A 12,641-nucleotide genomic window follows, 5' to 3' on the forward strand; every position below is an offset into this window, starting at 1 on the left:
GCGACCCGGCGGCGGACCGCCCGGCCGCACCGCGACCCCCACCGCCGGCACCGGCGCCTCCGCCGGCCGCGCGCCCATCCGCTTCGGCTCGTGGGCGGGCGGCGACATGGACGGCAACCCCAACGTGGGCCCCGACACGATCGCGGAGTCGCTGGAACGTCACCGGCGCACCGCGCTGCGGCTCCTCGGCGAGCGGGTCGACCGGCTGGCCGTCCACTTCTCGCAGGCCGACGACCGCGTCTTCGTCACCGACGAGCTCCGGCGGTCGATCGACCGGGACGCCCGCGAGCTCCCGCGGGTGACGTTCCAGGGCGCGAGTGCGAACGAGCCGTTCCGACGCAAGCTGACGTTCGTCGCGGCGCGCCTGGAGCGCGCGGCCCAGCGCGGCGAGGGCGGCTACGAGCGCGTGGAGGAGCTGATCGCCGACCTCGAGCTGCTGCGCGCGTCATGCAGCTCGACGCTCGTCGCCCACGGCCGGATCGCCCGGCTCCTGGCCCAGGCCCGGACGTTCGGGTTCCTCGTCGCGGCGCTCGACGTCCGCCAGTCCGCCGGTCCGTTGCAGGACGCCACGGCCGCGCTGATCGACGGCTACGCCGACGCCGACGAGGCCGGACGTCAGCGCCTGCTCGTCGACGCGCTCGAGGGGCCGCCCGGGTTCGCGGCCGAGGTGCAGGACGAGGACGCCGCGGCCACGATCCAGGGCGTCGCCGCCGTCGGCCGCGCGATCGCCGACCACGGCCCGCACGCCGTCGGCCGGCTGATCATCGCGATGGCCCGGCAGCCCTCGGACGTCCTCTGCACGCAGTTCCTGCTGCGCCACACCGCCGCGGACCTCGACGGGGGCGCGCTGCCGCACGACACGCCGGCGGTGCCGATCGTCCCGCTGTTCGAGACCGTCGACGACCTCGCCGGCGCCGAGGGCACGATGGGCGACCTGTACGCCACCGCGCCGTACGCCCGGCACCTCGAGCGGTGCGGCGGGGCCCAGGAGATCATGCTCGGGTACTCCGACTCCGCGAAGGACGGCGGCTTCATCGCGTCGCAGTGGGGGCTCTACGGCGCGCAGGAGCGGCTCGTCGCCCAGGCCGACGAGCAGGGCATCGCGGTGCGGTTCTTCCACGGCCGCGGCGGCTCGACGTCGCGCGGCGGCGGCCCGCACCACCGGGCGATCCTGTCGCAGCCGCCCGGCTCCGTCCGCGGTCGCATCGCGATCACCGAGCAGGGCGAGACGCTGTCGCAGCGCTACCCGCACCCCGAGCTGGCGGTCCGCTCGCTGGAGCAGACCGTCTCGGCGGTCGTGCTCGCCACGCTGACGCCGCCCGCCGAGCCCGAGCCGGAGTACCGGGTCGCGCTCGACGAGCTGACCACGGTCTCCCGCGAGACCTACCGCGCGCTGGTCTTCGACGACGAGCGCTTCCCCCGGCTGCTGCACCAGGCCGCGCCGCTGGCCGAGCTGTCGGAGATGAACATCGGCTCGCGGCCCGCCAAGCGGGGCGGCACCACCGGGGTCGACGGCCTGCGGGCGATCCCGTGGGTCTTCGCCTGGATGCAGAACCGGATCCTCCTGCCCGCCTGGTACGGCACGGGCACCGCGCTCGAACGGGGCGACCGGGAGATGCAGCGCGAGATGATCGAGCGCTGGCCGTTCTTCCGCACGATCGTCTCGATGCTCGAGATGTCGCTGTTCAAGAGCGACCTCGGGGTGGCGCAGCGCTACCTCGAGCTCGTCGACGAGGACGCCCGCGAGCTCTGGACCCCGATCCGCGAGGAGCACGAGCGGGTCCGTCGCGTCGTCCTGGAGATCCGCGGCATGCCGAACCTGCTGGACGCCTCGCCCGCCCTGCAGCGCCGCCTCGCGCACCGCAACCCGTGGATCGACCCGCTCTCGCACATCCAGGTCGCCCTCCTGCGCCGCTCCCGCGACGGCGACGAGGAGGCCCACGGCCCGCTCCTCTCGACGATCGGCGGCATCGCGGCGGGCATGCGCAACACGGGGTGAGGGCGACGGGCGGAGAGCGCGGAACGGTCGCACCCGTTCGCCGCGTTACCCGAACCGTGCACCCAGGCATCGCGATTCCGGAACACGGCACGACGACCGACCGCCACGGCACTGCCCCACCGCCGCGTTACCCGAAACGTGCACCCAGGCGTCGCGAATCCGGAACACGGCACGACGACACGGGACGACGATAGACCCCTCTCCCGTCCCGCCCGACGCCCGACGACGACCTGATCCCCGGGCCGCCGTGCGAGAGTGACGGCATGTCCATCACCGCCCTGCTCGAAGTGCAGCTCAAGCCCGACGCCGTCGACGACGGGATCGCCGCGCTCAACGCCATCCTCGTCGACACCCGCGCGTTCGCCGGCAACGAGGGCGTCATCGTCGTCCAGGACAAGGACGACCCGGCGCGCCTCGTGGCCGTCGAGACCTGGGAGTCGCTCGAGGCCGACGCGAAGTACCGCGAGTGGCGCGCCGGCGAGGGTGCCCCGGTCGCCCTCGTCCCGTTCCTGGCGGGCGCGCCGAAGCTGACGGTCGGCCGCCAGCTCGACGTCTAGGAGGCCCAGCCGGCGGGTCGACCGGCCCGTCGTTCGCCGCGGGCCGGTCAGCCCGTCGCGGTCAGGACGATGTCGGCGCGCCTGATCTGCCCCGGGTCCCCGGTCTGACAGCGGATCGTCACCGTGTGCGCCCCGGGGGCGGCCGCGACGCGGATCGCGACGGGCAGCGACGCGATCCCGTTGGCCGGAATGCTGGTCTGGGTCTCGCCGTTGCCCGTCGTCGTCCCGTCGAGCAGCGGGAAGCAGATGCCGGACGTGCCGGTCGTCGCAGAGAGCGTCGCGGCGGCCGAGACGGTGATCGCCGAGGCCGTCGGTGGGACGAGGATCTCCGCCGAGACCGCGACCCGCGAGGCCGCACCCGGCAGCGCCACGCCGCTGCCGTACCCGAGGGTGGCGCTCGTCGAGACGACCGGCCCGGCGACCCCCGTGTCGCCCTTCGCCCCGGTGTCGCCCTTCGGGCCGGTCGGACCCGGTGCACCCTGGGCGCCGGCAGCCCCCGCCGGCCCCGTAGCTCCCGCCGGCCCCCGCGCGCCCGTCGGGAGCTGGCCGGCCTTGAAGTCCTTCGCCAGGAGGGAGCGGTCCTTGACCTTCGCGGACGTGACCGCGTTGCTCCGCAGCTGCTTGGCGCCGACGGAGCGGGCCGGCAGCGTCGCCGCCGCGTACCCGGTGCCGCCGAGGGCGACGAAGAGGGCGACCACGCTGATCGCGGTGGCCGTCGAGGGTCGGCGGGGCCGACGTGATGATGGTGCACGCATGGCCGCAGCATGCCGACGGGCGCGCCCGATCGCAACGCGCTCGACGAACGCCCGACGCCGGCCTCTCGACCCACCCGGTCCGGTCGTCGCCCGGCGCCCCGCCCTCCCGGTCCGGCGGTCGACCCGGGGCCGGTCCCGGGCCGCCGACGCGCGGACGGCCCCTCCTGCGCCCCGAACCCCGGGCGACCCGCGGACGGCCCCGCCCGCGGCGGCCGCGTCCCTCAGTCGACCCGGCGCTCGCCCGTCGGCGACTCCTCGGCCGCGCGGGCCGCGTCGTCCGCTTCGGACCAGCCGGTCGCCGCCGGTCGGGGCGCCAGGAGGTAGTGCGAGACGATCCACTCGTTGCCGCCCTGGTGGCCCCAGACCTCGTCCGTCGACAGGAGGAAGAGGCGCCAGGTGCCGAAGAGGCGGCGCGCACCGCGGCGGCCGTGGTCGGGCTCCAGCAGCGCGAGCGCCTCGTCGCGGTTGTCGTCCAGCCGGTGCAGCCACGCCTGGAGCGTGCGGGCGTAGTGGGTGCCCGAGACGGCCCACCGGTCGACGAGCGACATGTCGTCCTGAAAGCGCTCGAGCAGGTCGTGCGACGGCATGGTGCCCTCGGTGAAGAAGCGCTCCGAGGCCCACGTGTCGGTGAAGCGGTACGCCAGGCGGCGGTGCGAGAAGACGTGCACGAACAGCCGACCGTCCGGGCGCAGCCAGCCGGAGATGCGGCGCAGCAGCTCCTTCCAGTTGCGCAGGTGCTCGAACATCTCGACGGAGATCACGCGATCGAACGCGTCCTGGGGCAGCTCGAGGACGTTGACGTCCGTCGTCTGGACGTTCACGCGGTCGGCGACGCCGAGCTCGCGGGCCTTCGCCTCGATGTACTCGCGCTGGGCGTGCGAGTTGGAGACCGACGTGACGGTGCAGTTCGGGAACCGCTGGGCGACGTAGAGCGACACGGAGCCCCAGCCGCAGCCGAGGTCGAGCACGTCCATGCCGTCGCGCACGCCGGCACGGGTGACGGTCAGGTCGAGCATCGCCTCCTCGGCCTGGTCCAGCGTCGTGACGCCGTCGGACCACAGGCAGCCGCTGTACTTGCGACGCGACCCGAGGAACAGCCCGAGGAACGCGGCGGGCAGCTCGTAGTGCTGCTCGTTTGCCTTCTCGGGCAGCTCCGCGACGTTGCCGGTCGACATGCGCGCGACGATCTCGGCGAGCCGCCGGTCCTGGGCGGCGACCCCGTCCTTCTCCTCCCGGCGTAGCCGCTTGGCTGTGCCGAAGCGCGTGCCGACGCGCAGCAGCGGGTCGGGCAGCACCCCCTTCTCCAGGAGCAGGTCGAGTGCGGCGTACCGGCGGGCGGTCGTGCGGGTCATCGGTCGGGGGCCTCCATGAAGGATCAAACGGGAGCGGGCGGCGGGCGGATGCCGGTCCGGTCCGTCGGCACGTACCCCGCGGCGGCCCGGACCCCACGCCGGAGGACGGACGGGCGCACCGACCTGGGCGACCCGAGGCCCACGCCGGAGGACGGGGGAACGCCCCGGGCGGGTCGGGCGGGCCGGGCGGGCCGGCCCCGGGACCGCGCGCCGACGCGCCACCCCGACCATCCCCGGACGGCGCGGGGCTAGGCTGACGCCATGTCGACCCCGCCCTCGGTGCCGCTGAGCGTCTACCAGTTCGAGATCTACGGGAAGGGCCTGGGCGGCGAGCGGCCCGTCCTCCCGACGACCTACGAGGGCATGCGCGCCCGGGCCGAGACCCAGCTGACCGCCGAGACCTACGGGTACGTCGCGGGCGGTGCCGGCGAGGAGCGGACGATGGACGCCAACCGCGAGGCGTTCGACCGCGTCCGGCTGGTCCCGCGGATGCTCGGCGAGGTCGGTGTGCGCGACCTGTCGACGACGATCCTCGGCACGACGCTGAACGCGCCGATCCTGCTCGGGCCGGTCGGTGTCCTGTCGATCGTGCACCCCGAGGGCGAGCTGGCCGTGGCCCGTGCCGCGAACGCGACCGGCGTCACGCACGTCCTCAGCAACGCCGCGTCGACGACGATCGAGGACGTCGCCGCGGCCACGCCCGACGCCCCGCGCTGGTTCCAGCTCTATCCGCCGAACGACCCGGAGGTCCGGCGCAGCCTGGTCGCCCGGGCGGAGGCCGCCGGCAACGAGGCGATCGTCGTCACGCTCGACACGCTGACGATGCCGTGGCGCCCGCGCGACCTGCAGAACGCGTACCTGCCCTTCCTGCTCGGCGAGGGGATCGCGAACTACACCTCCGACCCGGCGTTCCGGGCGAAGCTGGAGAAGACGCCCGAGGAGGACCCGCAGGCCGCGATCGGCATGTGGGCGATGACCTTCCCGAACCCCGGCATGTCGTGGGACGACCTCGCGGCGCTGCGTTCCGAGACCTCGCTGCCGCTGCTGGTCAAGGGCATCCTCCATCCCGACGACGCGCGCCGCGCGGTCGAGCTCGGCGTCGACGGGATCGTCGTCTCCAACCACGGCGGCCGCCAGGTCGACGGCTCCGTCGGGGCGCTGGACCAGCTGCCTTCGATCGTCGCCGCGGTGCCCGAGAGCGTCCCGGTGCTGATCGACTCCGGCGTCCGGACGGGCTCCGACGTGCTGAAGGCGCTGGCGCTCGGTGCGAAGGCCGTCCTCGTCGCCCGCCCGTGGGTCTGGGGCCTGGCGCTCGAGGGGCAGGCCGGCGTCGAGCAGGTCGTCCGCTCCCTGCTCGCGGACTTCGACCTCTCCCTGGCGATGTGCGGCCTGTCGAGCGTCGCGGAGGTCGGCCCGGACGCGATCGTGCCGCGGCCGTAGCGCGGGCGACGGGCCGAAGGGCGGGCGACGTCGGGGGGGTGGTCGATCCGGTGCCGACCGGTGGCACGGGTTCGCCCGCACCCCTCGACCACCCGTACGGGTTGGTCGATCCGGTGCCGACCGGTGGCACGGGTTCGCCCGCACCCCTCGACCACCCGTAGGGGTTGGTCGATCCGGTGCCGACCGGTGGCACGGGTTCGCCCGCACCCCGCCCCGGTAGACGGCCCAACGGGTTCCTGGTCGGATCCGCCGCCCCACGGACGGAGAACCCGGCCCGCCACGCCCTACGGCCGGTTGCGCCCGTACTGGTCGTGCGCCGTGACCCACTCCTGCGCCGCGATCGCCGAGGCCAGTGAGATCTCGCCGCAGAGGACCGTCGCCGCCACGATCTCGGCGAACTTGTGGACCTTGTCCTTCCCGTAGCACCCGAGGAGCTCGAGGCTCTCGCGCTGCGTCGGCAGGCCGGTGCCGCCGCCGTAGGTCGCGACGATCAGCGACGGGATCGTGATCGAGTAGTAGTAGTCGCCGTTCTCGCGCAGCTCGGTGTAGACCAGTGCCGTGGAGGACTCGGCGACGTTGGCGGCGTCCTGGCCGCAGGCGATGAACATCGCCGTGATGCCGTTGGCGGAGTGCGAGCCGTTGTTGTTCGAGCCCGACATGAGGCCCGCGAACGTCGAGACCTGACGCGAGCGGTAGAGCTGCGCGGTCGTCGCGCGGGTCAGGCGCTGCACGAGGTCGTTCGGCAGGACCGCCTCGGCCACGACGCGCTTGCCGCGGGTCCGCAGCACGTTGATGTGCGACGCCTTCTTGTCCGTGGCGAAGTTCGACTCGAGCTGGTGGTGGCGGATCTCGGGGCGCTGCTCGAGGATCCAGCGGCACGCGGCCTCGGTCGCCTTGCCGGTCATGTTCTGGCCGGCGGCGTCGCCCGTCGTGTAGTCGAAGCGGCAGAACAGCGCGGGTCCGGCCTGGTACTGCTCGATCTCGATGAGCTTCCCGGACGTCGTCGTGGACTCGGCGATCCGGCGGATCTCGCTCTCGTTCTCGCGCACCCAGACGCCGAAGTCGCGGGCGCCGCGCGCGTCCTCGAACACGAACGCGGGGGCACGCTGCATGCGGTCGTCGGTGATCGTGGTCTTCACCCCGCCGGCCTCGTGCAGCAGCCGCATGCCGCGGCCGTAGCTGGCGACGAGCGTGCCCTCGGTGGTCGCCAGCGGCACGTAGAAGTCGCCACGGGCGTGCTCGCCGTTGACCCGCAGCGGCCCGACGACGCCCATCGGCACCTGCGCGACGCCGACGAACGACTCGACGTTGCCGGGCAACGCCGCCGCGTCCTGGGAGTGCGTCGTGACGTGCTCCACCGCGGAGTCCGTGCGGTCGCGGAGGAAGGCCAGCCGCGCGTCGATCGCGCCCTGGCCGTAGTCGTCGTCGCGGTCGCGGGGGACGGATGCGCGCTCGGTGCTCATGGGGCTCCTGGGTCCGGGTGGGCCGCCCGACGGGGCGACCTCGGCGGACGGTCGGGGCGGGTCCCGGCCGTCGGCAGCGCGATGCTACCGCCGGTCGCGACGCGCCGGGGTGGGACGCGGACGGAGCGCCGGGGCGGCGTGGGGGCTCGACGGTCCGTCCACGCGGGCCCGGTCCCGTTCGCCGCCCCCGGCCCGGGGGTATGCGGGCGACGACGCACCCCAACGCAAGAGGATCCGATGACGAGCACCGAGTACTGGTTCGCCGGGAGCACCGAGGAGTTCACCCCGCCGCAGCTCGTGGAGCAGGCGAAGGCGGCGGAGGCCGCGGGCTTCGACGCCCTCGGGGTCTCGGACCACTTCGCCCCGTGGTTCCCCGGCGGGCAGGGCTCGCAGGCGTGGGTCACGCTGGCCGCGATCGGGGCCGCGACGTCGCTGCCGCTCGCCACGGGCGTCACGCCGGTGATCCACCACTACCACCCGGGTGTGGTCGCGCAGGCCTTCGCCGCGCTGGCGAGCCTCTACCCCGGCCGGGTCACGCTCGGCGTCGGCTCGGGCGAGTCGGTCAACGAGTCGCCCCTGGGCCTCGACTGGCCCGGCGTCCCCGAGCAGCAGGCCCGGTTCGACGCCGGGCTCGAGGCCATCAACCGCCTGTGGGCCGGCGAGACCGTGACGATGGACGGCGGCTGGTTCGCGCTGAAGGAGGCGAAGCTCTGGACGCTGCCACCGAACCCGCCGCGGATGATCGTCTCGGCGTTCGGCCCGAAGGCCGCGCGGATCGCCGCCGAGCGCGGGCAGGGCCTCTGGACCCTCGGCGACCCCGAGCAGGCCCCGGCCGTGATCGACGCGTACAAGGCGGCCTGCTCGGACCTGGGCAAGGAGCCCGGGACGATCGTGCTGCAGAGCGGCATCTCGTGGGCGGCGACCCAGGAGGAGGTCCAGCGGGGCGCGCGCAAGTGGAAGCCGACGCAGCTGCCCGAGCTCTACACGGAGGACATCTCCGGCCAGGCCGACATGCAGCAGCTCGCCGACCGGCAGATGACCGACGAGGAGTTCGCCCACGAGGGCTTCATCGCCTCGGCGGACCTCGACGAGCACGTCGAGCGGATCCGCGAGATCGAGGCCATCGGGGCCGACGCGATCTGCCTGCAGCTGATCGGGAGCGCGGACCCGATGGGGACGATCGAGGCCTACGGCCGGACGGTGCTGCCGACCCTCTGCGGCTGAGTCCGGGTCGAGGCGCGGACGACCTCGCCGAAGCTGCCGGGCCGGCGCAGGCCGTCGGGCGCCCGGGTCGGGACGACGGTGCGGTGCCGGGCCGCGACCGCGGTGCGGTGCAGGCGCTCGGCGGGGTCCGGGGCCTCGGGCACGGCGATCTTGCCACCGCGGGTGTGGGCGGCCATCACGAGGACGCCCGCCGCGAGGATGACGTCCTTGAGGATGTACTGGCCGAGCAGGTTGGGCAGGCCGTGCGGGCCCGTGAACAGCTGGCCGGTCAACAGGACGAGCGGCGAGAGGATGCCGATCATCGTGCCCGCCAGCAGCCAGACCGCCTGGCGCAGGTAGCGGCCGGTCAGCAGGCACAGACCGACGGTGCACTCCATGACGGCGACGACCAGCAGGCCCGTCTGCGGCGGCACGAGGTGCAGGAACAGGATGCCGGTGGTCTGCTCGGCGATGTCCTGCGCCGGGCTGAGTCCCGGGAAGAACTTGAGGAAGCCGAAGAGGAAGAAGACGAACCCGAAGGCGGTCCGCAGCAGGGTGAATCCGTGGCGGACGGCGAAGTCGTGCAGACGGTCCTCGACCAGGAGGAAGCGCTCCGACGCGAAGGCGGAGACGGCGTGCATTGCGGGTCGCATCTGCGACCTCCAGAGGTGCCGGGGACGGGGGGATCGGGCGACGGGGGTGGCCGCCGCTCCTGGTCCTTGTAACGCGCAGTCCCTCGTATCGGATGCGACGTGCTCGCACGATGGCGCGTTCGCCTCCCCCGCCGTGCCGGGTCGACCGGGAGACGGTCGAGGTCCGGACGGCCGCGACCGTCGCCCGAGCGGCCGCGCTACCGCTCGGCGAAGCGGGCGACCTGCGGCAGGTCGGCCAGCGGCCCCGAGTGCCACGCGACCCCCTCCTCGAGCTGCACAGGGGCGCCCATCGGCTGGGAGAGCTGACGGCTGTTCTGGCCGGCGAGCGCGGCGACGAGCCCGGCACACTCCGCGGTGGCCTCGGCGATGGCGTCGAGGAGCGCCATGTCCGGGGTCCCGGAGCGGTCGCGGCCGACGTCCCACGCGAGGGACGCCAGGCGGCGGCTCTCGTAGGCCAGGCGCGCCTCGAGCGGATCGACGCCCTCGGGCAGCTCGTGGCCGTGCACGGCGGAGCGCATCCGGCCCAGCGCGTCGAGCTCGTAGGCCAGCCACGTCTCGTCGCCGATCCGCAGCAGGGTGCTGGGCAGCGGCACCCAGGCGGGGGCCAGCCCGTCGAGCGTGCGCATCCAGGCGTCGGCGCCGAGCAGGACCTCGGGGTCCACGCGGCGGACGTTGCCGCCGGGCCCGCGGCGGACGGGGAACGCCTCGGCCATCAGGAACCCGCGCTCCGCACCGGCGAACCGGACCTCGGTGGCCGTGGGCGACTCGCCGAGGATCGCGCCGATCGACTCCCAGCTGCCGCCGACGATGCGCTCGAGGACCACCGCGCGTTCGAGCAGCCGCAGCTCGGCGGCGTCGACGAGCGGGAACCGGTCGGCGAGGGTCCGGAGGAGGCCGTCGCGTGCGGCGGCCGTGCCGACCAGATCGGACATGCGGGGGATGCGGGAGGCCGCCGTGGCCGCGCTGAGGGCGGCGAGGTTCAGGGTGGTCCAGCGTGGGCGGTCGGCCATGAGGGTGCTCCAGGGATCCGCGTGAGACGGACCGTTCCACATCGCCGGTCGCGATGACCCGGTCATGGTGGTCCCGCGCCGTCGCAGGTCCGTGGCCGGGAGGTATCAGGACGGTTGCTGGACCCTCCGGTGCGCGGTGGCACACGAGGGCGCCGCATAACCGCCGAGGCGCGGGACGCCGTCCACGTTCCCGGGCGCCAGACCCCGTGGCGGCCCGGGCAGGTCGGCGGCGTGCCCCGCCGGTCAGACGGCGACGGAGGCGTCGTCCTTGCCGCCGCGGCCGCGCGAGCGCTTCGCCGGGGCGTCGTCGGCGACGGGGTCGGCGGCGCGGCGACCGCCGGAGCGCTTCGCCGGCGCGTCGTCCGCGCGCGGATCCGCGTCCGCCGCCCGCCTGCGCTCCCGCCGTGGCGGGTCCTCGGCCCCGTCGTCGGCGACGTCCGTGCTGCGACGGCGCCAGCGACGGCCACTGGGGTCCGTCTCGCCGCCGTCCCCGTCGCCGGGGCCCGGATCCGAGGAGCGCCGACCGCGGGCGGTGGGGTCCTCCGTGGCCGGGACGCGGCCGGTGTCGAAGTCGAAGTCATGCCCGGCCTCGGAGCACCAGAAGTCCGGGTGCCGGTCCAGCCAGTCGTGCGCGTCGCGCTTGCCCGCCTCGATCAGCAGGTCGAAGTGGAGGTCGTCGAAGAGCAGGAACGACAGGAGCTCGCCCCGGGCCGGGGTCCGCCCGCCGCCGAGGAGGCGCGAGAAGAGCGGCAGGTCGGGGCTGAGCAGCCCGCGCCAGCCGCGGTAGCGGCGGTCGAAGACCTCGTCGGCCAGCTCGCCCAGCTCGCCGCGCCGGCGCGGCGACACCAGCGCGTACTCGATCTTTCGGTACGCCGGCGCGCCCCGCGCGCTGCGGATCTTGCGCGACGCCCGCGCGGCGGGGCTCCGCGGCGCCGAGATCATCTCGTTCAGCGTGACCATCTGGTGCAGGTCGTCGTTGACCTGGTCGACCAGCAGGCCGTCGACGATGTTCGAGATGACGTCGGCGATGCGCGGCACCAGCGGCTTGACGCCGGGCTCGCGCGGCTCGCGGGAGCCCAGCGGCTCGAAGCCGATGACGATGACCTTGTCGGCCCCCAGCGCCAGCGCCGGGGCGATCGGCGTGTTCAGCCGCGTGGCGCCGTCGACGTAGTAGTCCGACTGCTCCTCCGGGTGGTCGACGCGGACGGGCGCGAACAGCAGCGGGATCGCCGCGGACGCCCGGACGTGCTGGGCGTCGAGCTCGTCGACCCGCACGTACTTCAGGTCGGCGCCGATCTTCGACGCCGGGGTCTCCGCCCGGCCCTGCACCCACGCGACCGGTCCGCTGCGCGCGAGCGACGTGGCGACGAGGCAGACCGCGTCGTAGGCGCCGTCCCGTCCGTTCTTCGCGAGGTCGTCCCAGTCGACGATCTTGTCGAGGGTCCGGCGCAGGGGCGTGGGGTCCATCAGGCCGGCCAGGCGGACGCCCGGGACCTCCAGCATGTCGCCGATCAACCGGAAGACCGTGCGCGGCAGGCCGGGCCCGACGACGCTGCGGATGATGTCCTTCTTGCTGATCGCGTGCCAGTGCTCGAGGCCCTGGCGGACCTGCTCGTCGGCCGGCAGATGGGCGACGGAGCCGAGGTAGGCGGCGTTGATCGCCCCGACGGAGGTGCCGCAGAAGATCGTCGGCCGCTCGCCGCGCCGCTCGAGCTCGGGCAGCAGCACCGAGAGCGCCCCGACCTCGTAGGCGCCCCGCGCGCCGCCGCCGGGCAGCACGAGCGCGATGCGCTTCTCGGGGACGTCCGCGGCGGGTGGGTCCGAGGGGCTCATCCTCGGTGAAGTATGGCGCGCGCCACGCCCGCGCCCGCCGGACCGGTCACACACGCGCGCCCGCGGGCGGCCCGGAACGACGAACGCCCGCCGGGTCGGCGGGCGTTCGTCTCGCGTCCGGCGCGCGGGGCGCCGGGTCCGGTGCGGAGCTAGAAGTCGAAGTCCCGCGGGGGCTTCTGCTCGAACCACAGGCGGTCGTGGTCCGGGGTCTCCTCGAGGAACTCCGGCGTCTGCGACAGCGGGTCGCTCGTGGTCTCGCCCTGGGTCGTGTCGCCGCCGACGCGCCGACGCGGCACGGCCGGGACGCCCTGGGTGGGCGTCCCCGCGACCGGGGGTGCGGGCGGTGCGGGCGGTGTCGGGGCCTGCGGCGCGGACG

10 protein-coding genes and 1 pseudogene are annotated in these 12,641 nt (G+C 74.5%); 4 read left to right on the forward strand and 7 right to left on the reverse strand.

Annotated features, from left to right (window positions below; genetic code table 11):
* Both Q7T67_RS15955 and Q7T67_RS15960 read left to right on the forward strand, forming a co-directional pair.
* Positions 1-1,999: phosphoenolpyruvate carboxylase (locus Q7T67_RS15955; RefSeq protein ID WP_304791805.1), on the forward strand; the 1,999-nt coding region annotated here is incomplete at its 5' end.
* Between the two features lie 263 nt (positions 2,000-2,262).
* Positions 2,263-2,556, forward strand: a complete 294-nt coding sequence (locus tag Q7T67_RS15960; protein ID WP_304791808.1) for a putative quinol monooxygenase — start codon at positions 2,263-2,265, stop codon at positions 2,554-2,556.
* 47 nt (positions 2,557-2,603) lie between these two features.
* Here the strand turns inward: Q7T67_RS15960 and Q7T67_RS15965 are convergent, their stop codons facing one another.
* Together Q7T67_RS15965 and Q7T67_RS15970 are read right to left on the reverse strand one after the other, a co-directional pair.
* Entirely contained in the window at positions 2,604-3,311 is a 708-nt protein-coding gene (locus Q7T67_RS15965) for a hypothetical protein (protein WP_304791812.1), read from the reverse strand.
* 221 nt (positions 3,312-3,532) lie between these two features.
* Positions 3,533-4,663 (reverse strand): cyclopropane-fatty-acyl-phospholipid synthase family protein, encoded by a 1,131-nt coding sequence (locus tag Q7T67_RS15970; protein ID WP_304791815.1) that lies wholly within the window; start codon positions 4,661-4,663, stop codon positions 3,533-3,535.
* 261 nt (positions 4,664-4,924) lie between these two features.
* On the opposite strand from Q7T67_RS15970, the gene Q7T67_RS15975 reads away from it, so the two are divergent.
* Entirely contained in the window at positions 4,925-6,103 is a 1,179-nt protein-coding gene (locus tag Q7T67_RS15975; RefSeq protein ID WP_304791818.1) for a lactate 2-monooxygenase, read from the forward strand.
* A 284-nt stretch (positions 6,104-6,387) separates the two neighbouring features.
* On the opposite strand, the gene Q7T67_RS15980 is transcribed toward Q7T67_RS15975, so the two are convergent.
* Positions 6,388-7,566, reverse strand: coding sequence for a hydroxymethylglutaryl-CoA reductase (locus tag Q7T67_RS15980; RefSeq protein ID WP_304791821.1), 1,179 nt, complete (start codon positions 7,564-7,566; stop codon positions 6,388-6,390).
* Between the two features lie 237 nt (positions 7,567-7,803).
* Here Q7T67_RS15980 and Q7T67_RS15985 point away from each other — a divergent pair, with 237 nt between their 5' ends.
* Entirely contained in the window at positions 7,804-8,790 is a 987-nt protein-coding gene (locus tag Q7T67_RS15985) for an LLM class flavin-dependent oxidoreductase (protein ID WP_304791823.1), read from the forward strand.
* On the opposite strand, the gene Q7T67_RS15990 is transcribed toward Q7T67_RS15985, so the two are convergent.
* The 4 genes and pseudogenes from Q7T67_RS15990 to Q7T67_RS16005 all read right to left on the reverse strand — a co-directional run.
* Entirely contained in the window at positions 8,754-9,410 is a 657-nt protein-coding gene (locus Q7T67_RS15990; RefSeq protein ID WP_304791826.1) for a DoxX family membrane protein, read from the reverse strand. The two genes, Q7T67_RS15985 and Q7T67_RS15990, sit on opposite strands and share 37 nt — an antisense overlap.
* A gap of 209 nt (positions 9,411-9,619) precedes the next feature.
* On the reverse strand, positions 9,620-10,432 hold the full coding sequence (locus Q7T67_RS15995; RefSeq protein ID WP_304791829.1) for a hypothetical protein: 813 nt from the start codon (positions 10,430-10,432) through the stop codon (positions 9,620-9,622).
* A gap of 243 nt (positions 10,433-10,675) precedes the next feature.
* On the reverse strand, positions 10,676-12,265 hold the full coding sequence (locus Q7T67_RS16000; protein ID WP_304791832.1) for a patatin-like phospholipase family protein: 1,590 nt from the start codon (positions 12,263-12,265) through the stop codon (positions 10,676-10,678).
* A 149-nt stretch (positions 12,266-12,414) separates the two neighbouring features.
* A pseudogene (locus tag Q7T67_RS16005) lies at positions 12,415-12,641 on the reverse strand (hypothetical protein); the annotation flags it as partial.

The organism is Patulibacter sp., assembly GCF_030655195.1.
Lineage (GTDB): Bacteria > Actinomycetota > Thermoleophilia > Solirubrobacterales > Solirubrobacteraceae > Patulibacter.

Bases quoted from the DNA above. Each gene is read 5' to 3' on its own strand.
- Q7T67_RS15975 (WP_304791818.1), top strand. From the start codon at position 4,925: ATGTCGACCCCGCCCTCGGTGCCGCTGAGCGTCTACCAGTTCGAGATC.
- Q7T67_RS15965 (WP_304791812.1), bottom strand. From the start codon at position 3,311: ATGCGTGCACCATCATCACGTCGGCCCCGCCGACCCTCGACGGCCACC.
- Q7T67_RS15990 (WP_304791826.1), bottom strand. From the start codon at position 9,410: ATGCACGCCGTCTCCGCCTTCGCGTCGGAGCGCTTCCTCCTGGTCGAG.
- Q7T67_RS15995 (WP_304791829.1), bottom strand. From the start codon at position 10,432: ATGGCCGACCGCCCACGCTGGACCACCCTGAACCTCGCCGCCCTCAGC.
- Q7T67_RS15960 (WP_304791808.1), top strand. From the start codon at position 2,263: ATGTCCATCACCGCCCTGCTCGAAGTGCAGCTCAAGCCCGACGCCGTC.
- Q7T67_RS16000 (WP_304791832.1), bottom strand. From the start codon at position 12,265: ATGAGCCCCTCGGACCCACCCGCCGCGGACGTCCCCGAGAAGCGCATC.
- Q7T67_RS15985 (WP_304791823.1), top strand. From the start codon at position 7,804: ATGACGAGCACCGAGTACTGGTTCGCCGGGAGCACCGAGGAGTTCACC.
- Q7T67_RS15970 (WP_304791815.1), bottom strand. From the start codon at position 4,663: ATGACCCGCACGACCGCCCGCCGGTACGCCGCACTCGACCTGCTCCTG.
- Q7T67_RS15980 (WP_304791821.1), bottom strand. From the start codon at position 7,566: ATGAGCACCGAGCGCGCATCCGTCCCCCGCGACCGCGACGACGACTAC.